The following is a 24,666-nucleotide window of genomic DNA, read 5'->3' on the forward strand; positions in this document are numbered from 1 at the left end:
CAATCAATGACGCTTGGAGGTAACCATGAAGCGGGAAGATCTCAACGACATGCTCTGGTTCCTGGCAGTGGCTGAGGAGCGGAGTTTCACCAAAGCGGCCGCGAAACTCGGGACGTCGCAATCAACCATCAGCCATACGATCAAGAAGCTCGAAGCCCGGATGGGGCTGCGCCTTTTGACGCGCACCACCCGCAGTGTCGTTCCGACGGAGGCGGGCGAGAGGCTGATCCGCTCATTGGCACCGCGTATCGAAGAGCTCGAAACCGAGATCGACGAGTTGATGGCAATCCGGGACAAGCCATCCGGCCTGGTTCGGATAACCCTCTCGGATTTCGCACTGGAGCGTTTCGTCTGGCCAAAACTGCGATCGGTTCTCAGGGACTACCCCGATATCAAGGTCGAACTCATCACCGACAACGGTCTCAATAATATCGTGGAGGAAAAGTTCGATGCTGGAGTGCGGCTTGGCGAAAGCCTGGACAAGGACATGATAGCAGTCCGGATCGGTCGTGACTGGCGTCTGGTCGCTGTCGGGTCACCCGGATATTTCGCATCCAACTCCACCCCGGTGACACCCCAGGAGCTCGTGGGTCACAACTGCATCAACCACCGGCAGTCCAGTGCCGGGGGCCTCTACGCCTGGGAATTTGAAAAGGATGGTCGAGAGCTCCGGGTTCGTGTCGAGGGACAACTGACGTTCAACACCTCGTACGCTATGATCGATGCAGCCGTAAACCACTATGGGATCGCATATGTACCTGAGGATCTCGTTGAACCGCAGCTTGCCTCGGGACATTTGGTGCAGGTCCTGGATGACTGGACGCCGCTGTTTTCGGGCTATTACCTCTATTATCCAAGCAGACGGCAGAATTCGCCGGCCTTCAAGGTCGTTGTGGAGGCGCTACGTGTATGATTCCGCAGCCCACGGCGATGGATGCTTTTAGGTTCGACATTCCAGATCTGTCAACGACTTCCGTGTTTCGGTAAGGGCGTCGATGGTTCCGATCCCATCAAGGCGAAGTTGTTCTTCCCCTCGAATCGCCCGTGGCCGCCATGCAGAGCCTGGGCATCAGGATTTCAAACCGCTTGCGATTGGATGGCGCGGGTGTTGACCTCCAAACCGGCGAATGCGTCCATCAGTAGAACATCCTTATCCCTTCAGTCTTGCGGTCAACATATCCACGAATGCTGAGACTTTGGGCGGTCTGAAGCGGGCTGCCGGGTATACCGTGTAGACACCGCCTGAGGGCAGATGCCAGTCCGGCAGGACATGAACCAGGCGTCCGCTCGCTATGTCATTGGCCGCCAGAAAATCCGGCAGGACCGACAGCCCGCCGCCTTGCCTCACTGCCTCCATGACCGCTGGCGTTGTGTTTATCGCGATGTCGGACCTGAAACGCACGGTGCGCGTCTCGCCTCTTTCCTTGCGGGTAAACGTCCATTCCAAGGGTTCTTTGAGCGCATTGTTGGCGACGAAGGGAAGCGATGGCAAATCGCTCGGTCCATTAAGTTCGGCGACCTTGCTCGCGAGATGGGGCGGGCTTACCAAATATTGGCGAAACGTGCCGATCCGACGTGCCTGCAAGCTTGAATCAGCCAGCCAGCCGACGCGAATGGCAAGATCCATATTGTCAGCGACGAGATCGACCATTCTGTCGCTGAGGCTCAACTCGACCTTGCATTCCGCATAGCGGGCAGTGAAGGCGGTCATCAGGGGAACGACCACCGAGGTGCCATAGTCGTACGGTGCCGTGATCCTCAGCAGACCCTTTGGCTCTGTCCGGGCTTGAGCCAATTCTCTCAAGGCATCCTCGGCCTCGCGCAAGACAAAGACGCAGCGAAGGTGAAACATTCGCCCCGCCTCGGTCGGCTGGAGACGTCGTGTCGTGCGCATCAATAGCGTGGTGCCGACTTCTTCTTCAAGTTTTGCCACCTGCTGGCTGACGACAGCCTTGGTGATGCCGAGATATTCGGCTGCGCGCGTAAACGAACCCGCATCGACGACAGCGACGAAATAGGCCAGCCGATTGAGATTGGTCGATTCCTGCACGCACACGCTCCCTATTGATTGTTTGCTTTTAGCATACATTCTGTCGCGTTCGACGGACTTCTCGCTTCAATCCTCTCATGCCATCTATAACTTCATAAGGAGCAAGACATGAGCGACAAGGCCCACATCACCTACTTATTTGATCCCCTCTGCGGTTGGTGCTATGGCGCGTCGCCATTGCTCGCACAACTCGCTGCGCTTCCAAACCTCATCGTCACACTGGCGCCGACGGGACTGTTCTCGGGGACGGGCACGCGGCCGGTGGATGAACAATTTGCCGCCTTTGCCTGGTCCAACGATGTTCGCATCGCGAGCTTAACGGGGCAGCGGTTCACCGAAGATTATCACGTGCAGGTGCTAGGCGGCGGTGGAATGCTGGACTCTGGCCCAGCGACGCTGGCAGTCACAGCCGTTTCTCTGACAGAGCCTTCTCGCGAAATCGATGCGCTCAAGCTCATTCAAGAAGCGCGTTATGATTCCGGTCTCAACATTACCGATCTGCCGGAGCTGCGCGCAATTCTGGAGCATGCCGGCCTTAAGGCCGCTTCGGACCGCCTTGCAACACCGGATGCGGAACTGCTCGCGGCAAATCGCAAGCGCATCGAGCGGGCCCGGTTGCTCATGCGGGAGTTCGAGGCCGGTGGCGTGCCAGCGCTGATTGTCGATGACGGACAGCGTCGCGCTCTGGTCAAGGCACATGAACTGTTCGGCAGTGCCGCCGATCTTGTGGCCAGGCTTTCCGCCATCGGCAGCTCCCGGCCCCTCAATATCCGCCAGAACAAAACCTGAGGGAGGAAACGATCATGACGATGGAACGAATGACCCATGTCCCTCTTACCGTGTCGATGCCAAGCGTTTGTCCAGAGCATGCCGCCCTATGGCGCGCCGATCACACTTAAGCGTACCAAACAGGCTGTAGCTGCCGCCGTCGTCGATTCCGGCAGCAACCTTGCCTACCTGGAGCGCTCGGATCAGGCCGGCATTGGCACGATCGATGCCGCGATCGGCAAGGCCAAGGCGGCAAACTGCATTAAGACGCCGACCAAGGCGATCGAGGACATGATCGTCAATCGAAACCAAAACAACCTGCTTGCCGTGTCAGGTGCATTCTCCCTCGAAGGCGGTGTGCCGATCATTGTCGATGACAAGGTCATCGGCGCCATTGGTGCCAGCGCTGGCATGCCTGCCGACGATGGCGCGGTTGCCAATGCTGGAGCGAAGGATCGGCAGCCTTGAGACGAGGCGGATGATCCAACACCCTTTCCCAAAACCCTAAACCAGGAGAAAATCATGTTCACGAGGAGAACCATCATGAAAACCACTCTCGCCGCTGGCGTCACCGCCGTATTCGCCCCCGCTGATCTCGGCCACGCCGCCGGAAGCCTCACCTGGAAACATTTCCCCGCTGGGCAGAATGGCTTCTTCCGCGCACCTGTTCTAATCTCCGGCGCCACGGAAGCCGTGCTGATCGACGGCGGCTTCACGCTTCCCGATGGCAAGGCCGTGGCCGAGGCGATCAAGGCAACGGGCAAGACACTGACCAGCATCTATATCAGCCAATCCGACCCGGATTATTACTTCAGCCTCGGTCCGATCAAGGCTGCTTTCCCCGACGCTAAGGTGATCGCTGCCTCGGCCACGGTCGATGCAATCAAGGCCAGCGTTGAGAAGAAGCTCGCCGTTTGGGGACCGCAGCTCAAGGAAAATGGCCCGCTGGCGTTGGCCGACGTTGTGATGCCGGAAGTCTTTGATGAAAAGACACTGACCGTTGACGGCGAAGCGATCGAAATCGTCGAAGCAGAAGGCCTCGCCAACCGGCGTTATCTGTTCGTTCCATCCCTGAATGCCGTGTTCGGCGGCGTGATGATCTTCAACGGCGTGCACGTCTGGACGGCGGACACCAACAGTGCCGAACTGAGGGCCGCTTGGGTCGCAAATCTCGAAAAGATCGCGGCGCGCAAGCCGGCTGTTGTCGTGGCTGGACACATGGTGCCCGACGCCAAGACCGATCTTTCAGGCGTCGAGCATACCATTGCCTACCTGAAGGCATTCGACGAAGAACTGGCCAAGCATAAGGACTCCGCCTCGCTCAAGGTCGCGATGGAAGCACGCTTCCCGGGCCTTGGCATGGGTGTCGCCCTTGACATCGGCTCCAAGGTCGCCACCGGCGAAATGAAGTGGGGCTGATCGCCATGGGTGCCAATCTCGATCTTGTCAGGGCCACCTATGAAGGCTCATCGGAAGACAACGGCCGCAACTTAGCTGCGGCCCTGGCACCCGATGCGACATGGACGGAAGCCGAAGGCTTTCCATATGCCGGCACCTATATTGGCCCAGACGCTATTGTCGCTGGGGTCTTCCACAGGCTCGGCACGGAGTGGATCGGCTACAGTGCCAAGGTCCACACATTCATGGAGGATGGCGATCGCGTCGCGGCGTTCGGTGTCTACTCCGGCACCTACAAGGCGACGGGCAAGTCGATGACGGCGCACTTCGCTCATCTCTATGAGGTCCGAAACGGTAAGATCGGCACCATGGTCCAATATGTCGACAGCCATATGGTGATGCAGGCGCTGAGTGCTGCAGAATAGGATTATGACCGTGAATAACCTGACATGGTTTCCTTACGGGATTCGATGTCAGGTTTCCGATCGTTTTACGCACAAGCAATGCGGAATCTAAGGATTGCGTGCGGGCCTAAAGCCTGACTTCTGAAAGGGCACGTCTTAGGGGAGCATCCGAAATCTGGATCGTGCTGTGGAAAGGGATGTCCATATCCAGGACCAGATAGAACGCTGTTGCGATCAGGCCGGCACCAACAACAAACGATGTGACCACGACTAAGTTTGCAGGCGCCCGGTAGCCAAAACTGGCAAAGGTGAGTGTGAGCCACGCAGCCACCAGAGCGATCAACGGCCTTGGTATCGCGCCTTCAGCGTTTTCGACGATCCCACATCTCTGCTCTACCAGTCGGTGATACTGCTGGCGGATATCCACGAGAAGATCGCTGTGAAACTGATCTGACGCGGCCATCGATAGAAGCACGTTGCCAACCGCATCGAGCGCGCGTCCTGCCGCGTCTGGCTGCGACAGATCGGCTCTCGCAGGATTGGAAATCGCATACTCCAGAAACTCTTGGAGTTTGCCACGAGCTTCGTTACCAGCAAGACCGTAAGTTTTTAATGACCTGTCCAGCAGGATGATGTTCGTCGCAAAGGCGTGGAGGCTGGTGTCGATGTTCTCATAGGTATTCTTTGCGGAGTTAATCATCAGGCCAAATACGAGAGAAGACATTACCACGAAGATGTTGGCGATGAGCCGGATGTCTCCGGTTCTGACAGCGTTTTGGCTCTTGTCACTAAGGCCAGATGACCTAGAACCCATCAAGCAGCTTGAGCAGGAAATCCTCGGAACGATGCCGGAGGTGCTAGGTTTGGCTGATGGAATTGAACAGGAATGGTGTTTAGGCATAAAGGCAATTTCGATGGGGCAGCATCAACCAACTGATAAGGCCGTCGTCCTTGTGGTTGAGGATGAGCCGTTGATACGGTTTCTCGCGGTCGAGTTTATTCAGGAAGCTGGTTTCGATGTCGTCGAGGCTGCAAACGCGGATGAAGCCATTGGCATCCTGGAAGCGCGTACCGACATCCGCATTGTATTCACGGATATCGACATGCCAGGCGGCATGGATGGCATGAAACTCGCCGCAGCGGTGCGCGATCGCTGGCCGCCCATTGAAATCATCATCGTCTCGGGCCTTAAGCGCCACCGTGACGACGAGCTGCCGCCACGAGCGGTCTTCTTTTCCAAACCGTACGACCTTGAAGCCGTCACAGCTACTCTCAGGTATATGGTGGCGGCCATTTGAGCGCAGTCATCCGTACCAGATGCGAATGATCGCGTCCTCCAACTGCTCTTCGGTCAATTGGAAGTGGAAACGATAACCGTCCTGTCCCTCGATGTCATAGGTCGCCGGAGGGTCGCGACGGACCTGGCCGACGACTTTTATGGCCGCTTCTTTCGGGTCATCGGCTTCAACCGCGATCGTGCAGCTGACTTTGAATGTTGGCATTGGCGTTACTCATGATGGCCTGCAACGCACCCATGAGCTGTTAGCTGCATGGTGGGTCAATTTGCCGGACAACAGGATGTGATCTCCAGCTGGGGAACGACTTTGCCCAGATGTCCGTTGTCGCGGCCGCAAGAAATCTCGCTGCGTGATGGAGACTTCTGATGGGTAGCACCGCTGACAAAGTGTCGGGAATGGCCAACGAACTCGCTGGCAAAGCCAAGCAGGGTATTGGCAAGGTGATCGATAACAAGGAGATGCAGGCCGAAGGCCTGGCTCAGGAAGCCAAGGGCGATGCCCAGCAGGCCAAGGGTAAGGCCAAGGACACCGTCAAGAATATCGTCGATCGGGCGTGATCGCCTCGCTGTCCGTGTAGAGGCCCGTTGCTGAAAGTGGCGGGCCAAAACGGCAGATCAGAATGAACGCAGGGTCTGGGGCAAGGCAAATATCTCTTCAAGAACCTTCAATAGGCCCATCACTTCTTCTGATTGGCTGGAATAATAGATCGTCTGGGCATCTCTGCGGGTTGTCACTAGACCCTCGCTGCGCAGCTTCGCCAGATGTTGCGACAAAGCTGATTGGCGAATCCCGACCGCCTTCGCGAGAGCTCCAACAACGACCTCCTGCTGGGTAATCAGCACCAGGATCTCAATCCGTTTGGCGTTCGACATTGCCACGAGCAGGGCACTGGCTTTTTCCAGGCTCGCTTCGTCCGGATCCGACTTCAACATGAATGACCTTGGGGACAGTAACGCGCATTTTTAACGGCGCGCCGTCCACGGTGACGCGGCATTACAGACGGAACTTGGCGGTCGCGATATCGACCTCATTGCGCATTGCGTCCAATGAGCCCCGGATAACGCGTATGTCGGCGCTCATTGCGGGCGCCGCGTCCTGCTCTTCCCAGAAGAGAAGGGTATTGTGCCATCCGGTGAAAGTTTCTAGCAGGCCGCGCGCACGTTGCAAGACCCTCTCATCTACGGGGGTTGCAGCACGCTCTGCATTGCCTGCCAGCTCAATCAGGTCGTTGGCTTCGACGCCCCAGATAGGCATTGCCGTGCGAAGCTTTTCCATCTGCTTGTGAATGTCGTCGGTCTGATTGTTTTCCATGAATGCGATATGGGCTCATATCGCCATAAGTCGAGAGCAACCATAAAACTAAAAGTTGAGATGGTGTATTTGCATCTATTTTTAGTTTCGCCTGAAGAGCTCGTGACCATAGGAAGTTAGGAGTGGACGAGACTGTAGAAAAGGCCGCCGACGCCCGCCAGCCACACCAGGCAAACTGTCGATATAATATCGGTGAACACGACACGGTTCATCGGCTCGGTCAGGCTTGCTTCGCAGGAGGCCGGTAACGAAAGCGTCCTGTCCATCGGCTCCTGCAAGCTGCGAAGGCTAGAGCGAAATCGCGAACCGTCCGAGCCATTCGGCCAACGTGCCAGAAGCGACGCGGTGCGCGTGGCCAGATGCCGCTCATCGGCACGCACCCATGCGGCTCCGGCGACCGCACGATGTCGTGTTCGCGCCCTCACTTTCGCAGGACGACAAACGCGCGATCCTGGCCGCGTGGGCGTCCGATTTCTACGCGGTCGATTCGAAACCGGCTCGTCGTAAGTTGCCCGGAACGAATGAGCCTGTCGTAATCGACGAGATCCAGTCTGCGCTTAAAGAACTCGATCGGCAGGGTCCTTCGTAGCAATCTCGATGCGGCGGGCTGGGTCGTCGAACTGGCAGATCATTTCTCGGTTCGAGCGGCCCAGTCTGTCCACTCGCCTGGCGTTGAGTACGACGTCCGTGACGAAGCAGACCGACAAAATTGTCCCATAGTCTGGTTCGATCAGGGCGGTCAGTACCCTCTCAAGCACTTTGAGCGGAGTGGCTTCCTTGCATGTGACGCGGGTTGGCTGCATCGCCACTACGGGTCGTGGCAATTCGCCGATTGTGCTCGAGAAATTACAACCAGAGGATCAAGCCTGCGGATATTTCAAAACTAAACGTTGACCTTTGGCTATCATTCCCCTAATAACAGGTAATCGATCTTTTGCTTGCCGAGCTTTGTCTACCGCGCGATTGGCACCGCGCTTTAAGCGAACTTCCCTTTCAAAAATATTCGGTTTTCATCTGCGCGGCACGAGCCTCGCGGTTCCTTACTCTATGCTTTGAAAGGGTTCATCATGACCACTGGCACAGTAAAATGGTTTAATTCCACCAAGGGCTTCGGCTTTATCCAGCCTGACAATGGCGGCGCTGACGCCTTCGTGCATATTTCTGCTGTCGAGCGCGCTGGCATGCGCGAAATCGTCGAAGGCCAGAAGATTGGCTACGATCTCGAGCGCGACAACAAGTCGGGCAAGATGTCGGCCTGCAATCTGCAGAACGCTTAATAGATATCTGCTTCCCTTTGACCACGGATGTACTGGCATCGCCGGAAGCAATTATCAGTTTGAGGCCAGGCAGTTCGCCTGGCCTTTTTCGTTTTGGCCTCACAGCCAAGATTGAGGACACTCAATGACAGAGACATATAGTAAATCTCGCCAGCAGGCCGAGACCGCCTTCGGCAGTCTTCAGACCGAGTTCTTCGCCAAGAACAACGCGGCGGAAGAGCTCCAATCCGTGGCTCAGGCGCGCGATGCCAAAACTGTCAGGCTGCGCGAAGCGCGGCTCGCTAAGGAGCAAGCCGACCAGACGTCTGCAACATCCGCGCTGCTTGCCAAACGATCCAATGCCGGCTGACCATCCCAAACACGAATACCAGGATAAACATTTGAGACACGCCAGAAACAACGAACTTACCGACCGACGCTCCGCTGCTGCGGAGGCCAAGGCATCTCTTCTCACGGCCTACCGAGCAGCAAAGACGGCGGCCGAGCCGTCACAAGCCAGCAGACAGGCTGAGCGCATCTCCCTTGTTGACGCGCGCGAGGCGCGCCGTGCGGAAAGGGAACGACTAAAGCATGAGGAGCGCACTCGGGTCGAGACCTCTGCGGCTCAAGAGCATGCGGCCATGGAGGCAGCCGCCGTAGCCGAGATCGAGGCACGACATTCGGCCGAGAATGCGCGGATATCGCGGGTCGTTCAAGATGAGGCCGCTCGCAAGGCTGAACGAGACAGACGTTACGCCGCCCGCAAATCACGGCAGGCCTAAGAGTCAGGCGCCAGCCCTTCAATTGGATGGGTCCGTGGAATAGATCAGGGCGCGACACCGTCATGCCCGAACTTACTCATTTCTAAGGAGCCAAACATGGCACTCGATACGAATGAAATACAGGCAATCAACACGTCCTGGCAAATTGCGATTCAGGAAATCCTGCGCATGGTCATTAGAGACATGTATCATGCCGGCGGTGAGGCGTCATTTAACAAGCATATCAAGCGGATCGAAGAAGCCGCAGTGGACAGCATTTACACGGATCTGAGGCTTCGCGGCACTGACGAGTGGACGGAGGTGCTGGTCAAGGAAAGGGCTAGCAATTTCGTGACGACCTTGCTGACTTCATTTACCTACGACCGTGCCTGATTACGATTGGCGGTCATACGAGCCGCTAATCTCTGAGTAAGAGATACCGTGCCTAAACTTCTTTTGGTTTGCGAGGTTGATCTGTCAGGCTGCTGCCTAGATCACACCGAAGTAAGCAGCAGGAAGCCAAGCGGTCGGGCATGGATGAACACATCGCAGAACGCCTTGCAGCCATCGTCGAGTCCTCCTTCGATGCGATCATAAGTAAGGATCTTTCCGGGACGATCGTCAGCTGGAATAAAGCCGCCGAGCGCATGTTCGGCTATGCGGCAACCGAGGTGGTCGGAAAGCCGATCTATCTGCTCATACCGGACGACAAACGGGAAGCGGAGGCGGACATCCTGCGCCGGCTGAAACTGGGGGAGCGCATTGAACCGTTCCAGACGACGCGCCGCCACCAAGACGGCCGGATAGTCCCGATCTCGATCACTATTTCCCCAATCAAAAGTAGGACTGGGACCCTTGTCGGTGCATCGAGCGGGACATCTCGGAGACACGCGAAAGCGATCGCCGGCTCCGCCTTTTGATGCGCGAAATCAATCATCGCATCAAAAATCAGTATGTCATCGTCCTTGCCGTTATCCGGCAGACGGCGACACGCTCCCGTTCAATCGAAGATTTCGAGAAGCGGCTCCGCGAAAGTATCATGGCGCTTTCTCATTCACACGATCTGCTGTCGCAGGTCGATTGGGCGGGGGTGAGGCTTGCCGATCTCGTGGCGCATCAACTAAAACCCTTTGAGGCGCTACTGCCGGTCCAGATTCAAGGCCCTGAGATCGTCCTTGACGCCAACGCTGTCCTTAATCTTGGCATGGCCTTCCTGGAACTGATCATGAATGCGATGCGCTTTGGGGTCACGGATGTGGGCGGAATATCCGTCACATGGGGACTGATGGGCGAAGAGGGCGGCGACATATGCAGAGAGCCCCTGCATCGTGCAGGGCATCGTCACGAAATCCGCCAGATCTGAGAGCAATGGCGCCTATTCCACACGCCTTTGCCGCCTGGATATCGTATGGCGTATCACCGACCACGAGCGCGTCCGAGGCTTCACACCTGACAGCTTTGCCAAACGATGGTCCCCGCTGTGGAATTTCAGCGCGTTAGCTCTATTCAAATAAGAGGATCGTGGGTTCGAACCCTTTCAAGAGCTTATCTAAACACAATTGGTTTGCAGTCGCCCCGAAGCAGTCATCCCGTATCGCCCCTTTGCCCAGGCTACTCTCACGTCGCCATGTGCAGATCCCATATCTGCATCAGTGCTGTCACAGCTTCGTTGATATCGCCGCCATCAGCACCGTCCCGTGCTTCAAATGCGATACCCATCAGAAAGGTATGAAACAGGGTCGCCAACCCACGTACATTCGTGGTGCTGACAAGCTCTCCTGCATCGACTGCACGCCTGATGCAGGTTTCGATGCCCGTACGATTTCGCATCCGATCCGCTGCGAGCACATTATCTACGTGGCGATTGTCGGGCGTGCAGTTGCTGGCCCCGAGGATCATCAAGCATCCCGGCGGGTGCGTCTTGTCGGTTTGCATCTTTGCTGAAAGCCTCAGAGCCGTCTCGATAGCCTCGCGTGGTGGCAGTGCCTCATCCTTCAGGCTCGCGGTTACGCGCCCGTAGGAGGACTGATAGCGCAGGACGACCTCGTCGAAGAGGGCTTCCTTAGACCCGAAGGCCGCATAAAAACTTGCCGGAGAAATGTCTCCCATCGCGGCTTTCAGTTGATTGAGAGAGGTCGGTTCATAGCCCTGCTCCCAGAATAGGATCATCGCGGCATCCAGTGCCTTCTCCCTGTCAAACGCCCTGGGCCGCCCAGTTCGAGCCATATCGTGCCTCCGTAAACTTATTCTGTACTATTCGATCCAGAATGTGTTGCCAAGCGTATTTGGCGCAGATATGTGGACCGCTCGATCCATATATAGAGGTGCATGAACTCAATGAAAACTGCCGAACATCAAAACGATACCGAACGATTGCCCGTTGCTGGCCTACTCGCACTGGCGATGACTGGCTTTATCTGCATTCTCACAGAGACGCTTCCCGCGGGGCTGCTGCCGCAGATCACTGAGGGGTTGGGCGTTTCTCCATCCCTCGCTGGCCAGATGGTGACTGTCTACGCCCTCGGTTCGCTGCTAGCGGCGATACCTTTGACCATTGCCACAAGCAGTTGGCGGCGCAGGACAGTTCTGCTGTCCACCATCTTTGGGTTTCTGATCTTCAACTCTGTTACAGCGATTTCGTCCAATTATACGCTTACCTTGGTCGCACGTTTCTTTGCCGGCGTTGCAGCTGGTCTGGCCTGGAGCCTATTAGCGGGCTATGCGCGACGCATGGTCCCTTCACATCAACAGGGGAAGGCGATGGCGATCGCTATGGTAGGCACGCCGATCGCGCTGTCGCTCGGCGTACCCATGGGGACGTGGCTTGGTGCGCAAGTCGGCTGGCGAACTGCCTTCTGGATCATGTCGATATTGACATTGGTCCTGATCGGCTGGGTCGTGATGAAAGTGCCGGATTATCCAGGCCAGAAGAAGGGCGATCGACTGCCTCTGCTTCGGGTATTTTCAACCCCCGGCGTTCGACCGGTCCTTTCCGTCGTCGTTGCATGGATGCTCGCTCACAACATTCTCTACACCTACATCGCACCATTCGTTGAGTCGGCTGGGATGCAGGATCGGGTCGACCTTGTTCTCCTGGTCTTTGGATTGGCTGCGCTCGTCGGCATCTGGATGGCGGGAAAGCTGGTCGACCGTCACCTGCGAGCAACCGTGCTGACCAGTCTAGCCGCCTTCGGACTGGTATCCCTGCTTTTCGGGATCGTTTCGATGTCGCCTTGGGTGATATATGGTGGCGTTGCCATTTGGGGCCTGACATTCGGCGGCGCCGCAACGCTCTTGCAAACCGCCCTGGCAGACACCGCGGGTAATGGTGCAGACGTTGCACTGTCGATGAACGTCGTCGCCTGGAATGGCGCCATCGCAGGTGGCGGAATCATGGGCGGTATTCTTTTGGATGCGTATGGACCCACGGCGTTTCCCTGGGCGCTGACCGTTCTGCTCGTCATTGCCCTTCTGATCGTTTGGTCCGGACGGGTGCGCGGATTTACGCCAGGTGCACGTAGCTCCAACGTAAAGGTGGGGGGACACTGACGCCTCACGAAGACAATCATCGGTCCTGTCGTTGCGGCGATGGGGCCGAAACACGACCGCGACCGAAATGCGGAGCCATGTCTCCCATTGGCGCGTAGTAACAACGGGTCAGCGGTTCGTATCGGTTCAAGAGCTTAAAATCCATTCCGTTCTGGTCCAGGCGATCTCCGGCGTCCTCAGCCATGGCGAAGGGGACCCATATCCGAAGTGAGTTTTTGCGCACGGGTGTCGAAGCTAACATTGTTCCTCGGTTCCCGGGAGTTGGAGCCCCGACTACATAAGCTGCGGTACGTTGCGGGTGCTGAAAAATGCTTTACCCTACGTCTTCGAAAAGCCAGAGAACGGGTTTGCTGTAATGAAGTTTTTTGTGGCGACAGAACTAGGGAAGGGCAGTAGGGATTTGCTCGGTGACAAGCATAGCCCGAAATTGGTCATGCGGAATTTAACGATTATTGCCAGTGCCATCATCTTCACGTGTTCGGTTCCTGCAAAGGCTGATCGACTTGTTTGTTCCGAGTCTGAGCATGCGCGTTACATGACAGTGGTCGGCGAGGTCGGCGAAATGGGTATCGACCTCAATCCTGTGGGGCAGGATCGTGCAACTTTTGAGAGGTTGACCGCAGCATATGAAAAAATCGACCCGAAGGGGCCGGAGACGGCACTTTTCGTTGCGCATGTTCCCACCGGTCAATTTTACAGTCAGGCATGTGCGGACGAGCGCTGCACGATGATGGAAATGTCAGCGCCAGAGCAAGCATGCCTCATCGAGCATATGAATCAGTGCAGCTATGTTGCACTCCGCTTCCGTGGCGAGGAGTTCTGCTTACTTCGTTCGCCGAAAGATTAGGTGTTTGATTGTGGTATCGACGCGGAATAAAGCCCGTTTTGCAGTGAACACCAAGACCTGCTCCAACGCTGCGGTGGTACAGCGGCCCACTCGTACCCATATCACTGCGTATGGAAAACAACCATTCTCGAGCTGCCGCAATTCTCGCATCGATCTGCCTTGCAATGTGCGTCGTCGTTTACGGCACTAAGCTGTGGATGACCGACGACACAGGGATTGTCGACACTAAAGGCAGCATTACTGAACCGCCGAGATGACATCCAGCCGGAGCCGTTACTCTGCCCTCGGCCTGTGGTGCGCTCGCGGCGCCCCTAGATCTGACTTGCAGCCCACGATTAGTCCTGCGAATGACGTCAAAGACCGAAGATACCGCGGGAATATCCGCGATGGCGTCGATGTCAGCTTGAAACTCGTGCGGCAATAATCCTGTCCGGTCTCGACGGTTCACTGGCAATTATCGAAACGGACAGGGAGCCGCTTGCTGTCCGAATCCTGATATCATCAACTTAATCGCACAATTCTCTGATCGTCGTCAAAACAAGTTCTTGATTGATCGGTTTGTTGAGGAAACGAGCGCGTGTCGGAAGAGCGCCTTCTTCGGGTATGACAGCGCCAGAGGCGACGATGATCGAGATATCTGGCCAGTGTTCGCCGACGTAATTGGCCAGCTCGATCCCGTTGAGGCGGCCGGGCATCTGCACATCCGTGACAATCAGCTTCAAGGTATTGTGTTGTTTTAGGAGGGCGAGGGCCTCATCGGCCGTGCGGGCCTCGATAACGTGGTAGCCGGCCTCGCTCACCATATCCGCCGTATCCATCAGTATGAGCGGCTCATCATCGACGACGAGAGCGATCGGGTGAGGTAATCCAGCGAATGTTTGTTTATCCATGCTTCACAACCCGCCGAAGGTGGTTCAGTTCCTAGGACTCCTCCTTTCGTCCAGGGTGCGCGGTTCAGCCCCTGTCAATCCTATCAGTCTCAGCGATAAGATTTACTGAAAAGCCCAAGTCCGGCTTGCTAAGAGAAGTCGCCTAACCTCCCAGACTGGAAGACGATTTCAGGTTCACCTTCCTCTCCAACGACTGGATCGCCCTCTCGCTTCCAAACGACCACGCCGGCATGCCGCTCAGCTAAATCTCGGGCTTCCTCTATGGCTGCCTCTTCGGTCGCCGCAGGGCGCGGATCGAAAGCTCTAAGGGGCTGTCCGCGCTCATCGAGATCGAATGCTAGGACATAGATAGACACAAAGGTTCCGGGCATTGAGACTTCTCCTAACGGCGCACGAACGTCGCCCCGACCACTTCCGTTTGCCAGACCGCGGGCTCTGGCCGGCTTACTTAGTCATCTTCCGTCAGTCTCTGCTGCCGGTTCACATGGGTCATCGCGTTCTGCTGGTCGAGGAGATATCGCTCCACGTCACCGCCACAAGCCCCCTTGATTTCGGCAACGGTGAAACCTTCGGCTCCAGCACTCTCTACCAAAACTTTCGCCTGGTCGCGGAAATCGGCCTTGTCATCATGCAAGCCTGGTGAGCGAATGATTTCCGGTACTCGATCATCTAGCCAATCGGCGATAGCAGCCATGTTCATTTCCTTTCCGAAAAAGGTCCCGTTGGGCGATGGAGTTTCAACAATGGTTTCCTATTGGCAGGTCAAGGCGCTAGACACTCATCGCAAATGCCGCAGCCATCTTCGTCCATCATGGAGCGCAGGCGCTGGCGACAACAACAAGCGCAGACAGACGTTTCGCACTCGGTGACATGCTCTGGCGGCAGAATTTCCATGTCAGAATCCGAAAATAGGTCGCTCGCTAAATCGTCCATCTCGATGCTCCCAAGTCGAGGATTGGACATCGAAATAGGATGGCTTTCGCGACGAACAAGATGCCAATAATTCACTCGAAAAATTTCTGCACGGGCTCTTGAACGGAGAAATCTGAGAAACCAAATCAATCGGCGCCGACGGCCCAATGAGGGGGTCGGTTGACCGGGGAAGCGGGTAGACCGCTTCCTTCCATGTTGCTTTACGGAGGATATGGTTATGAGAACTGAACTGGATTTCGCCCCGCTGTACCGCTCAAGCATTGGCTTCGACCGTGTGTTCAACCTGTTGAACAATACGCAGCGCCTGAATGCAATCGATACCTGGCCCGCCTATGACATCGTAAAGACCGGTGAGGACGACTATCGCATCACGATGGCTGTAGCCGGCTTCGGCGACGGCGATCTGGATATCACCCAGGAGCGCAATGTCCTTTTCGTCAAAGGCGGCAAAGCCGAAGAGCCCCAGGGCGAATATCTCCACCGCGGCATTGCTGGTCGTTCGTTCGAGCGGAAATTCGAACTCGCTGATCACGTCAGAGTCGAAGGCGCCGATCTCCGGCACGGCCTGCTGACGATTAGCTTGAAACGCGAGGTGCCGGAAGCGATGAAGCCACGCAAGATAGAGATCGGCGTTGCATCGTCTAGCGAGCCGCTTCGGTTGGAAACTGACCGTCAGGTTGCCTGAGCAAGAACCCGGAAATTGGGGGCATTCGCGAGATAGTCCTCAGGTGGTGATCGGGTAACGTACGACTAGAATGTCTCGTATCATCCATAGCATGGCCGGCCTCAGCAGGGCCGGCTTTCCCCTTACATGCAGAGCAAAGAAGGAGGTTCCAACGTTACTCGCTCTGTTCGACAAACCAATCTATGCGCAGCGCCGGTATTTCGTGCAGGAAATCACCGGGCTGGATGACGTGTTCGATTTCCTAGACGAGTGGCCGCAGGAGAAGCGCAACCTCGCCTATGAGACGCTCATTAGATATTGTCGCGAGGCCGCAAACGGTCGCTGGCCGATCAACGCGGTCCGCGAGAACTTTTGCGTATTTCTGAAACAGAATGGCAGGCTTGCCGAACTCGAAGATGTACCGGCGCATCTGCGGCTCGACAGACACGCCAAGCTCGGCGGACTGTAAATCGCCGGTCTAGCTTATGGGTGCCGGCACTAAACCGGCACCTTGATTATCGTCCTCTAAAGCACACCTAACGCGGTGAGGCTCTTGTCTTTGGAGGAAAGATGGTAGCGGAACCCTACACGGCCGATGATCCCGAAACCCGCCTGGCGCTTTTCGACTTCGCCTTCGAGAGCGCTCCTATAGGTATCGCTCTCGTAGACCTTGAGGGCCGCATCATTCGCGGCAACGCCGCCTTTGCCAAGCTGTTATCGCTTCCTCTTGATAAGGTGCTTGGGACGCATTTCAGGGATTTTACCTACCCGGACGATATCGAAGCAGACCTAATCCTGTTTCAGCAGGTATTGGAGGGGAGGCGGGACGGATACACGATCGAAAAGCGCTACCTGCGGCCTTTCGGAGAGATCGTGAACGTCCTGATCCACATCGCTGCGATGCGCGATCGTGCCGGTAAGGTCGTACGCTTCATCTCGCAGATCGAGGACATCACCCACCACAAGGAACACGAGCGTCAGCTCGCCGAGCGCGCAGCGCAGCTTGAGCTGGCGCTTGAAGCCGTGCGTGGGGGCTTCTGGCAGATGGATATTTTGACAGGCAAGTTCGAGACGTCAGATCGGCTGGCGCAGTTTATCGGTGGGCCGACGGCGGCGCGGCTCGACCTTGAGCGCTACATCAACCGGGTCAACGTAAATGACGGCGCCCAGGCCGATCTGACGCCGCTGATTGCCGGAAAGCTCGATCAGAATGTTGCCGAGTATCGTCTCGATACTGTTTACGGCGAACGCTGGATGCGCTGTGATCGACGGCTTCTGCGCGACGGAGATGGCCGGCCGATCAAAATTGCCGGAATGGCGATTGATTTTACCGAAGAGCGGCGCCGGATCGAGACGCTGGAAGAGACAGCGCGCACGGATGCCCTGACCGGGCTGTTGAACCGGCGCGGGTTGTCGATCGAGTTCGCAACTCTAAAATCTGCGGATGGCTTTGCCATTCTCGCGCTGGACCTCGATGGCTTCAAGCAGGTGAACGATGCTCACGGCCATGCGGTGGGAGATATTGTCCTGCAAACGACCGCTACGCGCCTGACGTCAGCCGTCAGAGACCGAGACCTAGTGGCGCGCACGGGCGGGGATGAATTTGTCGTGGTCGTCGCCGGTGATCGATCTGCAGGCCAGGCCGCTGCTGAACGCATTCTCGAGCGGATGAGGGAGCCTCTTCCGATCGACGATGGAACCGCCGATGTGCGCGTAAGCATCGGTGGGATCTGGACGGGCGAAAAGCGTGAAGTGACGGAGCTCCTGAAAGAGGCCGATGCGCTTCTGTACGAAGCTAAGGCGGCCGGAAAAGACGCCGTCAGGTTTCAGTCGGAATCCCGGCCACTGGGATAAATGGGATCAGTATCGAAACTAGGGATATCGATCTGTTCTGCATCAGTGACGGTCGGTTCCAATGCGACAGGGACAGACCGCGCTCGTTGTGCTCGACGGACTGTGAGGTCGTTGTATCGAGACCTCAGCTCAGAAATGTCATATTCGCCGTCGATCCAGAGCTCGACCCATCCCAGGAACTATGGGTCATCATCGATGGGCATTCCCCGCGCAATCGCTTTATCGCGAACCTGGTCGAAGATCGTCCGCCGTCTGTCGCTATCGATCGCCAATTTGCATCTCCGCCGATGTTGAAACGGTCTAGAGGAAGACCGCGACACCCTCCGTATTGACGACGTAGATGAATTCTTCCCAAGCCTCATGAGCGAAAGCGAAAGATTCATTCCAGTCAGTGACCTGGTCTTCTAGGCTGGTGACCTCCATCCGCCAATCATCACTACCTGAAGGACGGAAAATTTCCACATTCACTGTAATCCCGCCTTCAGTGTAGCGGCCGGAGAGTTCTGAGCGTTCGGATAGCGGCTGGTGCTGGTTCATTGGGTCACTAAAACTGTTGGTTCGTGGCCGATAATATGTTTTGCCGACGAGGTTGCAATACGGAAGGAAACGAAGACCGAGCTCGCCGTCTCGGCGAGGCAGTAATCAAGGTGTCGCGGGTTCGATACTCATCAAGACCGTAATAACCGGCCGATATTGGCGCGGCCGCGCCCACGCACAACGCGGTCCAGCAAAGAAGACGAACCAGAATCCTGCTCACGAAATAGCAGGCTTATTCCTTTCCCTTCATAACTTTCGCTGCAGGCGAGGCAATTAGATCTTTCACAATCACCTCTTGACAGACCGCACGGTTGTTGTGCTAATGCGCATTAGCTGCTAATACGTATTAGCGCATTCTCGGATGTTTGGGAGGGCATCACGTGACCGGCCACAAGCGACTAACTCAGAACGATATCGCTAAACTTGCCGGCGTCAGCCAGGCTACGGTTTCGCTTGTGCTCAACGGCGCGCCTACCGCGTTGGCACGTATCCCTGCCGAGACCCGCGAGCGCGTCCAAGGCGTCATCCGCACGACCGGTTATGTCGCCGACCCGATCGCGAGGCGGATGGCCAAGGGGCTGAACCGCATCCTCGGCGTCTTCACCTACGAGCCGGCTTTTCCGAGCGCGCAGGCCGACTTCTTCACGCCCTTCCTGCTCGGTATCGAGGAGGAGGCGCAGCAGCAGAACTACGATCTCCTGCTTCTGACGAGCGCCGGTGTCGGCAATAACCGCAAGATATTCTCCGAGAACAACCGGCTCCGCATCGCCGACGGCTGCCTCGTGCTCGGCCGCGAATTCGACCGCAAGGAACTCGCCCGGCTGGTGGCGGAGGATTACCCGTTCGTGGCGATCGGCCGTCGCGACGATGCCGGCGGGCCGGTTCCCTATGTCGGCGGCGACTATGCGGCCGGCACCCGGAAACTCGTCGAAAAGGCCGTTTCGCTCGGCCACTCGATGCTTGCCTATGTCGGTCCGGAAGGACCGGCGGAATCCATTGCCGATCGCTGGCGCGGTTTCGGTTCCGCGATGGGTGAGGGGCCGGAGCTTGCCCTGCATGTCGATGCCGTCAACCGGCCGGCCGGTGAGATCGTCGACGGGATCGTGTCGAGCGGTGCGACGGCCGCTTTCTTCATCGAGTTGGCGGATGCGGTGAGAGTCGAGGCTGAAGCGCGCGAGCGCGGGCTTTCCGTGCCGCGGGATTTCTCAATGGTCGTGCTTGGAAGCCATATCCGCGCCGGCCGCAGCCCGGTGCGTTTCACCTCCTACGAAATCCCGCGTGAGGAAATGGGACGGCAGGCAACGGCGATGCTGGTTAACCGGATCGAGACCGGCAGCGCCGGCAGCCAGATCCTCCTGACTTGTGGGCCCGTCGAGGGCGAAACACTGGGACCCTGTCCTTCGGGTCCAGCGAAGAAACGCCAATAGAGAACGGATGTAATGACGTGAAAGAGATGCGAGCAGATATTCTTGTCGTCGGCGGCGGACTTGGTGGCGTCGCGGCAGCACTTGGCGCGGCACGCGCAGGCAAGCGCGTCATCATGACGGAGGAATTCGACTGGATCGGCGGGCAGTTGACCAGTCAGGCCGTGCCGTCGGATGAACACACCTGGGTCGAGCAGTTTGGCATCACACGGTCCTACCGCAAACTGCGCAGTGGTGTCCGGCAATATTATCGCGACCACTATCCGCTGACCGAAGGCGCCCGCGCCTGGGGTGATCTCAATCCCGGCGGCGGCTGGGTGAGCCGCATCTGCGCCGAACCACGCGTCAGCCTGGCGGTGATGGAAAGCATGCTGATGCCTTATATCGGTGCCGGCCGGCTGACGGTGCTGAAACCCTATCGGCCGGTTGCCGCTGATGTCGAGGGCGATACGGTTCGCTCGATTACGGTTCGCCAGCGCGATACGGATGCCGAGATCGTCATTTCCGCCGACTACGTTCTCGACGCGACCGAACTCGGCGATCTTCTGCCGATGACGGGTACGGAATACGCAAAAGGCTTCGAGGCGCAGTCCGACACAGGCGAACCGAGTGCGCCGGCGGAAGCCCAGCCGGACAATGTTCAGGCGGTCTCAATCTGCTTTGCGATCGATCATGTCGATGGCGACCAGACGATCGACAAGCCGGAAAATTATGACTACTGGCGCAAGTACCAGCCGCATTTCTGGGGTGGGCCGCTGCTTGGCTTGACGGCGCCGCATCCGCGCACGCTGGAACATACGACACGCTCGTTCACGCCGAACCCGGATGATGATCCGCTTCTCGTCGATGCAGACCAGCGCAAGGGCGGTGGCGATGAGAACCTCTGGATTTTTCGCCGGATCGCAGCGCGCAAAAACTTTGCGCCTGGTTTCTACCAGTCCGACATCTGCCTCGTGAATTGGCCGATGATCGACTACATGGACGGCACGATTATCGACGTTCCGGACGAGGAAAAGGCGCGCCATCTGAAATCGGCGGCCGACCTTTCTTATTCCGTCTTCTACTGGCTGCAGACGGAAGCACCGCGTCTTGACGGGGGGCAGGGTTACCGCGGCCTGCGTCTGCGTGGTGATATCACCGGCACCGAACATGGCCTTGCCATGGCGCCCTATATCCGCGAAGGCCGGCGCATCAAGCCGGTAACTCGGATCGTTGAACAGGACCTGTCCTTTACAGTGCGCGGGGAAAAAGGCGCGATGCGTTATCGGGACAGTATCGGCGTCGGCATGTACCGCATCGACCTGCATCCCTCGACCGGCGGTGACAATTATGTCGACGTCCCGTCCTGCCCATTCGAGATCCCACTCGGTGCGTTGCTGCCGCAGCGAATGAAGAACCTCATCCCGGCCGGCAAGAATATCGGCACAACGCATATCACCAACGGTTGCTACCGCCTGCACCCTGTCGAATGGAACATCGGCGAAGTGGCCGGCATGCTGGCGGCGTGGTGCCTGGAGAAGGGGCTGACGCCACACCAAGTGCAGGAAGGCGACAGCCATCTGGCGGAATTCCAGGCGGCCTTGACCCGCGAAGGCATCGAAATCCGCTGGCCGGAGATCGCCGCCTACTGATTGTTGATCGAACCCATCTTTGGAGGAGGACTGGGAATGCTTTATCAAAGGACTTTGAAAACAACCGCCTGCGCGCTGGCGATCTTCGGATCGCTTGCGCTAGGCGGAACTGCCGAGGCGCAGGATGCGGTCAATCTTCGGATGACAATCTGGAGCGCCAATGAAGCACATCTGAAGCTGTTCAACGAGATCGCCGCGGGCTTCAAGAGGGATCATCCGAATGTCAGCGTCACTTACGAGTCGCTGCCGTTTGAGACTTACACGACGGCGCTGACGACCCAGATCGCCGGTGGCAACGCGCCCGACATGGCGTGGATCTTCGAGACTTCGGCCTATGACTTCGTCAAGTCGGGTGCACTTTACCCGCTGACCGATACTTTAAAGGCGGCAGAAGGCTATAATCTCGAAGAAGTCGGCACCGGGGCCACCGAACGCTGGACTGAAGACGGCAAGCTATACGCCTATCCGTTTTCGACTTCGCCGTTCGCCGTTTTCGTCAACAATGACCTGATCAAGGCTGCTGGCGCCAAAACACCGGCCGAGATGATCGCTGCAGGCGAATGGACTTGGGACAACGCGATCGGAACGGCCGCCGCCGTCGCCAAATCCGGCAAGGGTGGTCTGGTCGTACGCGACTTCAACTATCAGGCATGGCAATACCTTACCTCTGTGTGGAGCGGATGGGGCGCATCGCCCTGGAGCGAAGATGGCAAGACCTGCACCATGGCCGACAAGCCGATGGCGGATGCGCTGACCTTCATCCACGACGCAGTGTTCACCAAGAAGGCGATCCCCGGCCCGGGCGAGACAGTCGATTTTTTCGCCGGCAATGCGGCGATGACGATCACCCAGATCAGCCGCGCCTCGCTATTGCCTAAGGAGAAGGCGTTCAGCTGGGATCTCGTGCCGCTGCCGAAGGGCTCGGCAGGTGAATATGCGCTGATAGGCCAGGCGGGCATCGGCGTCATGCAATCGGGTAAGAATGCTGAAACGGCCGCCGAATTCGTCGCTTACATGACCAATCCGGAAAACTCGGCCAAGCTCAGCCAGTTCTTCCCATCTGCGCGCAAGTCGCTGCTGAATGCCGATATCCTGAAAAAGACCAATCCGTTGCTCAGTCAGGAGCAGATCGAAAAGGTCGTGATTTCAGGCATCGCCACCGGCAAGGTCATGCCCGGTCATACCGGCTTTGCTCAGATCCAGCAGATGGTTCGCTCCAATCTCGACGCCGTGTGGCGACCGGAGGCGGACGTGCCGGCTACTCTTCAGAAAATCTGCGGCCAGATCGGCCCGTTGCTGAAGCGCTGAAGGAGGTTGGTCATGGCTGTCGCGCAGGAAAACGCTCGTCCGGAAGGCCGTTCCTCATCGCCGTTCTGGACGATCGCGCGGCGCGACAGCCTCGCCGGCTTCCTCTTCATTGCACCACAACTGATCGGGATCGTTGTCTTTGTGCTGATCCCGCTCGGGCTGGTCTTCTGGTATTCGCTGCACGAGTGGAACGTGCTCGCGAATACCTTCACCTATACCGGTGCGCAGAATTACCGGATGCTGATGGAGGACGAGAACCTTCTCGAAGTGTTGGGCGCGACGGCGATCTTTTCCGCCGGGCTGGTGATCTTCAACCTGTCACTGGCCTTGCTGCTGGCCGTGCTGCTGAACCAGAAGCTCGCCGGCATCGCAGTCTTTCGCACCCTGTTCTTTTCTCCAGTCGTGGTCTCGTTGGTTGCCTGGACGATCGTCTGGGGCTTTCTCCTGCAGAAAAACGGCGGCATCAATGGCATGCTCCTGACGTTCGGCATCGAAGGGCCGAACTGGCTCAGGGAAGAGACGACCGCGATGATTTCGGTCATCGTCGTGCAGGTGTTCAAGAATGTCGGCCTGAACATGATCCTGTTCCTGGCTGCCTTGCAGGGCGTGCCGAAGGAACTCTACGAAGCAGCCCGGATTGACGGCGCGCCGGCCTTCAAGCAGTTCCGCCGCATCACCCTGCCACTGATCAGCCCGACGATCCTGCTGACCTCGATCATCACCATTGTTGGCTCGCTGCAGGTCTTTGCCCAGATCGCGGTGCTGACCCAGGGCGGGCCGGGTCTCTCGACGACGGTGCTGGTCTACTATCTCTACCAGCAGGCGTTTCAGTTTCACTTCTTCGGCTACGGCTCGACGCTGTCCATCCTGCTGTTTGCCATCGTCGCCATCCTGACATTCGCCCAGTGGCAGATGCGCAAGAGGATCGTCTTCTATGAGAGCTGATATTTCCCCGCGCACGAAGGTGGCGCTCTACGGAGTGATGTGCGTACTGCTCATCCCCTTCGTCTTTCCGACATGGTGGATGGTGACGTCGTCGCTCAAGCCGATAAGCGATATCTTCGCCTTCCCGCCGCAACTCGTGCCGCAAAGCTACGACTGGACGACTTATTCGAAGGTCTTCGAATTGCAGCCCTTTGTCCAGCAGTACTGGAACTCCGCCTATATCGCGGCGGTGGTGACCGTCGGCACGATGATCATCTCGTCCATGGCGGGTTATGCCTTTGCCCGGATCAGATTTCCTTACGCGAATGCGGTCTTCATGATCGTGCTGCTCGGCCTGCTGATCCCGTCCGAGGTGACGATTGTGCCGTTATTCCAGATGTTTCTGAAGGCCGGCATGGTCAACACTCACTGGCCGCTGATCCTCGTGCCGATCTTCGGCGCGCCCAGCGTATTCGCCACATTCGTCATGCGACAGTTCTTCGTGACGCTTCCGGCCGAACTGGAAGAGGCAGCCCGCGTCGATGGTCTCGGACGGTTCAAAATCTTCACCAGGATCGCCCTGCCGCTGGCAAAACCTGCGCTGGCCTCTGTTGCCATCTTCACCTTCCTGCATTCCTGGAACCTGTTCCTCGAACCTATCGTATTTCTTTCCAGCGCCGAGATGTTCACGCTGCCGCAGGCGCTTACCCAATACACGGATGCGTATGGTGGGCCGATGTGGAACATCCAGCTTGCAGCAGCCACCCTGACGGCGCTGCCCGTCCTCATCGTCTTCGTTATTGCCCAGAAGCAATTCGTCGAAGGCCTCGCCCATACTGGCCTCAAGGGCTGAACAACC

33 protein-coding genes and 1 pseudogene are annotated in these 24,666 nt (G+C 57.4%); 24 read left to right on the forward strand and 10 right to left on the reverse strand.

Annotation, left to right across the window (positions count from 1 at the left end; all coding sequences use genetic code 11):
- The first annotated feature begins 25 nt into the window (after positions 1 to 25).
- Complete coding sequence (locus EDF70_RS24385; RefSeq protein ID WP_132278975.1) at positions 26 to 913, forward strand: LysR family transcriptional regulator; 888 nt, start codon at positions 26 to 28, stop codon at positions 911 to 913.
- Between the two features lie 237 nt (positions 914 to 1,150).
- Here EDF70_RS24385 and EDF70_RS24390 read toward each other — a convergent pair whose 3' ends face one another.
- Entirely contained in the window at positions 1,151 to 2,050 is a 900-nt protein-coding gene (locus EDF70_RS24390; protein WP_132279306.1) for a LysR family transcriptional regulator, read from the reverse strand.
- 108 nt (positions 2,051 to 2,158) lie between these two features.
- Here EDF70_RS24390 and EDF70_RS24395 point away from each other — a divergent pair, with 108 nt between their 5' ends.
- The 4 genes from EDF70_RS24395 to EDF70_RS24410 are packed head-to-tail and all read left to right on the forward strand — an operon-like array spanning position 2,159 to position 4,641.
- Entirely contained in the window at positions 2,159 to 2,839 is a 681-nt protein-coding gene (locus EDF70_RS24395; protein WP_132278978.1) for a DsbA family protein, read from the forward strand.
- Between the two features lie 36 nt (positions 2,840 to 2,875).
- Complete coding sequence (locus tag EDF70_RS24400) at positions 2,876 to 3,286, forward strand: heme-binding protein (protein WP_245519326.1); 411 nt, start codon at positions 2,876 to 2,878, stop codon at positions 3,284 to 3,286.
- 54 nt (positions 3,287 to 3,340) lie between these two features.
- On the forward strand, positions 3,341 to 4,237 hold the full coding sequence (locus tag EDF70_RS24405) for an MBL fold metallo-hydrolase (RefSeq protein WP_207908314.1): 897 nt from the start codon (positions 3,341 to 3,343) through the stop codon (positions 4,235 to 4,237).
- A gap of 5 nt (positions 4,238 to 4,242) precedes the next feature.
- On the forward strand, positions 4,243 to 4,641 hold the full coding sequence (locus EDF70_RS24410; protein WP_132279312.1) for a nuclear transport factor 2 family protein: 399 nt from the start codon (positions 4,243 to 4,245) through the stop codon (positions 4,639 to 4,641).
- 106 nt (positions 4,642 to 4,747) lie between these two features.
- Here the strand turns inward: EDF70_RS24410 and EDF70_RS24415 are convergent, their stop codons facing one another.
- Positions 4,748 to 5,344 carry a hypothetical protein gene (locus EDF70_RS24415; protein ID WP_132278984.1) on the reverse strand — a complete coding sequence of 199 codons (597 nt, stop codon included), beginning with the start codon at positions 5,342 to 5,344 and terminating at the stop codon, positions 4,748 to 4,750.
- Between the two features lie 190 nt (positions 5,345 to 5,534).
- On the opposite strand from EDF70_RS24415, the gene EDF70_RS24420 reads away from it, so the two are divergent.
- Positions 5,535 to 5,918: a response regulator gene (locus EDF70_RS24420; protein ID WP_132279315.1), complete on the forward strand. Its 384-nt coding sequence runs from the start codon at positions 5,535 to 5,537 to the stop codon at positions 5,916 to 5,918.
- A 6-nt stretch (positions 5,919 to 5,924) separates the two neighbouring features.
- Here EDF70_RS24420 and EDF70_RS24425 read toward each other — a convergent pair whose 3' ends face one another.
- A complete protein-coding gene (locus EDF70_RS24425) occupies positions 5,925 to 6,122 on the reverse strand; it encodes a hypothetical protein (protein ID WP_132278987.1) in 198 nt (65 codons plus the stop codon).
- Between the two features lie 161 nt (positions 6,123 to 6,283).
- Here EDF70_RS24425 and EDF70_RS24430 point away from each other — a divergent pair, with 161 nt between their 5' ends.
- Positions 6,284 to 6,475 carry a CsbD family protein gene (locus EDF70_RS24430; protein WP_132278990.1) on the forward strand — a complete coding sequence of 64 codons (192 nt, stop codon included), beginning with the start codon at positions 6,284 to 6,286 and terminating at the stop codon, positions 6,473 to 6,475.
- A gap of 57 nt (positions 6,476 to 6,532) precedes the next feature.
- Here the strand turns inward: EDF70_RS24430 and EDF70_RS24435 are convergent, their stop codons facing one another.
- From EDF70_RS24435 to EDF70_RS30410, 3 genes and pseudogenes are all read right to left on the reverse strand, one after another.
- Complete coding sequence (locus tag EDF70_RS24435; RefSeq protein ID WP_132278993.1) at positions 6,533 to 6,850, reverse strand: metalloregulator ArsR/SmtB family transcription factor; 318 nt, start codon at positions 6,848 to 6,850, stop codon at positions 6,533 to 6,535.
- Between the two features lie 61 nt (positions 6,851 to 6,911).
- Complete coding sequence (locus EDF70_RS24440; protein ID WP_132278996.1) at positions 6,912 to 7,229, reverse strand: hypothetical protein; 318 nt, start codon at positions 7,227 to 7,229, stop codon at positions 6,912 to 6,914.
- Between the two features lie 243 nt (positions 7,230 to 7,472).
- Positions 7,473 to 7,614 (reverse strand): annotated as a pseudogene (locus tag EDF70_RS30410) (amidase); the annotation flags it as partial.
- Between EDF70_RS30410 and EDF70_RS30415 the strand changes: the two are divergent.
- The 7 genes from EDF70_RS30415 to EDF70_RS30425 all read left to right on the forward strand — a co-directional run bounded on the left by EDF70_RS30415 (position 7,612) and on the right by EDF70_RS30425 (position 10,609).
- Positions 7,612 to 7,818, forward strand: coding sequence for a hypothetical protein (locus EDF70_RS30415; RefSeq protein ID WP_132278999.1), 207 nt, complete (start codon positions 7,612 to 7,614; stop codon positions 7,816 to 7,818). The pseudogene EDF70_RS30410 and the gene EDF70_RS30415 overlap by 3 nt on opposite strands.
- A gap of 478 nt (positions 7,819 to 8,296) precedes the next feature.
- Positions 8,297 to 8,506: a cold-shock protein gene (locus EDF70_RS24450; protein WP_056540424.1), complete on the forward strand. Its 210-nt coding sequence runs from the start codon at positions 8,297 to 8,299 to the stop codon at positions 8,504 to 8,506.
- A 124-nt stretch (positions 8,507 to 8,630) separates the two neighbouring features.
- Positions 8,631 to 8,855, forward strand: a complete 225-nt coding sequence (locus tag EDF70_RS24455; RefSeq protein ID WP_132279002.1) for a hypothetical protein — start codon at positions 8,631 to 8,633, stop codon at positions 8,853 to 8,855.
- Positions 8,856 to 8,886: 31 nt separating this feature from the next.
- Positions 8,887 to 9,267: a DUF6481 family protein gene (locus tag EDF70_RS24460; RefSeq protein ID WP_132279005.1), complete on the forward strand. Its 381-nt coding sequence runs from the start codon at positions 8,887 to 8,889 to the stop codon at positions 9,265 to 9,267.
- Between the two features lie 96 nt (positions 9,268 to 9,363).
- Positions 9,364 to 9,639: a hypothetical protein gene (locus tag EDF70_RS24465; RefSeq protein WP_132279008.1), complete on the forward strand. Its 276-nt coding sequence runs from the start codon at positions 9,364 to 9,366 to the stop codon at positions 9,637 to 9,639.
- A 140-nt stretch (positions 9,640 to 9,779) separates the two neighbouring features.
- Positions 9,780 to 10,166 (forward strand): PAS domain S-box protein, encoded by a 387-nt coding sequence (locus EDF70_RS30420; protein WP_245519328.1) that lies wholly within the window; start codon positions 9,780 to 9,782, stop codon positions 10,164 to 10,166.
- A complete protein-coding gene (locus EDF70_RS30425; protein WP_245519329.1) occupies positions 10,166 to 10,609 on the forward strand; it encodes a sensor histidine kinase in 444 nt (147 codons plus the stop codon). Before EDF70_RS30420 ends, EDF70_RS30425 begins: the two co-directional genes overlap by 1 nt.
- A 254-nt stretch (positions 10,610 to 10,863) precedes the next feature.
- Here the strand turns inward: EDF70_RS30425 and EDF70_RS24480 are convergent, their stop codons facing one another.
- The gene (locus EDF70_RS24480; protein WP_207908315.1) at positions 10,864 to 11,415 is read right to left on the reverse strand and encodes a TetR/AcrR family transcriptional regulator; all 552 of its coding nucleotides are present in this window, start codon (positions 11,413 to 11,415) and stop codon (positions 10,864 to 10,866) included.
- Positions 11,416 to 11,583: 168 nt separating this feature from the next.
- Here EDF70_RS24480 and EDF70_RS24485 point away from each other — a divergent pair, with 168 nt between their 5' ends.
- Positions 11,584 to 12,795, forward strand: coding sequence for an MFS transporter (locus tag EDF70_RS24485; protein WP_245519330.1), 1,212 nt, complete (start codon positions 11,584 to 11,586; stop codon positions 12,793 to 12,795).
- Positions 12,796 to 13,093: 298 nt separating this feature from the next.
- The gene (locus EDF70_RS24490) at positions 13,094 to 13,642 is read left to right on the forward strand and encodes a hypothetical protein (protein ID WP_132279014.1); all 549 of its coding nucleotides are present in this window, start codon (positions 13,094 to 13,096) and stop codon (positions 13,640 to 13,642) included.
- Positions 13,643 to 14,148: 506 nt separating this feature from the next.
- Here the strand turns inward: EDF70_RS24490 and EDF70_RS24495 are convergent.
- Both EDF70_RS24495 and EDF70_RS24505 read right to left on the reverse strand, forming a co-directional pair.
- Complete coding sequence (locus tag EDF70_RS24495) at positions 14,149 to 14,532, reverse strand: response regulator (protein WP_132279017.1); 384 nt, start codon at positions 14,530 to 14,532, stop codon at positions 14,149 to 14,151.
- Between the two features lie 448 nt (positions 14,533 to 14,980).
- Positions 14,981 to 15,226: a hypothetical protein gene (locus EDF70_RS24505; RefSeq protein WP_132279023.1), complete on the reverse strand. Its 246-nt coding sequence runs from the start codon at positions 15,224 to 15,226 to the stop codon at positions 14,981 to 14,983.
- Positions 15,227 to 15,682: 456 nt separating this feature from the next.
- Between EDF70_RS24505 and EDF70_RS24515 the strand changes: the two genes are divergently transcribed.
- The 3 genes from EDF70_RS24515 to EDF70_RS24525 all read left to right on the forward strand — a co-directional run bounded on the left by EDF70_RS24515 (position 15,683) and on the right by EDF70_RS24525 (position 17,983).
- Entirely contained in the window at positions 15,683 to 16,150 is a 468-nt protein-coding gene (locus EDF70_RS24515; protein ID WP_132279026.1) for an Hsp20 family protein, read from the forward strand.
- 70 nt (positions 16,151 to 16,220) lie between these two features.
- Positions 16,221 to 16,598, forward strand: a complete 378-nt coding sequence (locus EDF70_RS24520; RefSeq protein ID WP_245519331.1) for a DUF982 domain-containing protein — start codon at positions 16,221 to 16,223, stop codon at positions 16,596 to 16,598.
- A gap of 101 nt (positions 16,599 to 16,699) precedes the next feature.
- Positions 16,700 to 17,983 carry a sensor domain-containing diguanylate cyclase gene (locus tag EDF70_RS24525; RefSeq protein WP_132279029.1) on the forward strand — a complete coding sequence of 428 codons (1,284 nt, stop codon included), beginning with the start codon at positions 16,700 to 16,702 and terminating at the stop codon, positions 17,981 to 17,983.
- Positions 17,984 to 18,283: 300 nt separating this feature from the next.
- On the opposite strand, the gene EDF70_RS24530 is transcribed toward EDF70_RS24525, so the two are convergent.
- On the reverse strand, positions 18,284 to 18,520 hold the full coding sequence (locus tag EDF70_RS24530; RefSeq protein ID WP_132279032.1) for a hypothetical protein: 237 nt from the start codon (positions 18,518 to 18,520) through the stop codon (positions 18,284 to 18,286).
- 380 nt (positions 18,521 to 18,900) lie between these two features.
- On the opposite strand from EDF70_RS24530, the gene EDF70_RS24535 reads away from it, so the two are divergent.
- Genes EDF70_RS24535 through EDF70_RS24555 form a run of 5 tightly spaced genes read left to right on the forward strand, consistent with a single transcriptional unit; the run spans position 18,901 to position 24,660 of the window.
- Positions 18,901 to 19,947: a LacI family DNA-binding transcriptional regulator gene (locus EDF70_RS24535; RefSeq protein WP_132279035.1), complete on the forward strand. Its 1,047-nt coding sequence runs from the start codon at positions 18,901 to 18,903 to the stop codon at positions 19,945 to 19,947.
- A gap of 26 nt (positions 19,948 to 19,973) precedes the next feature.
- A complete protein-coding gene (locus EDF70_RS24540; RefSeq protein ID WP_132279330.1) occupies positions 19,974 to 21,575 on the forward strand; it encodes an FAD-dependent oxidoreductase in 1,602 nt (533 codons plus the stop codon).
- Between the two features lie 36 nt (positions 21,576 to 21,611).
- Entirely contained in the window at positions 21,612 to 22,883 is a 1,272-nt protein-coding gene (locus EDF70_RS24545; protein ID WP_132279038.1) for a sugar ABC transporter substrate-binding protein, read from the forward strand.
- Between the two features lie 12 nt (positions 22,884 to 22,895).
- Entirely contained in the window at positions 22,896 to 23,828 is a 933-nt protein-coding gene (locus tag EDF70_RS24550; RefSeq protein WP_132279041.1) for a sugar ABC transporter permease, read from the forward strand.
- The gene (locus tag EDF70_RS24555) at positions 23,818 to 24,660 is read left to right on the forward strand and encodes a carbohydrate ABC transporter permease (RefSeq protein WP_132279044.1); all 843 of its coding nucleotides are present in this window, start codon (positions 23,818 to 23,820) and stop codon (positions 24,658 to 24,660) included. The genes EDF70_RS24550 and EDF70_RS24555 overlap by 11 nt, the downstream gene beginning before the upstream one ends.
- Positions 24,661 to 24,666: the final 6 nt, after the last annotated feature.

Origin of the sequence: Neorhizobium sp. JUb45, assembly GCF_004343585.1 — a bacterium.
In the GTDB taxonomy this organism is placed as follows: domain Bacteria; phylum Pseudomonadota; class Alphaproteobacteria; order Rhizobiales; family Rhizobiaceae; genus Neorhizobium.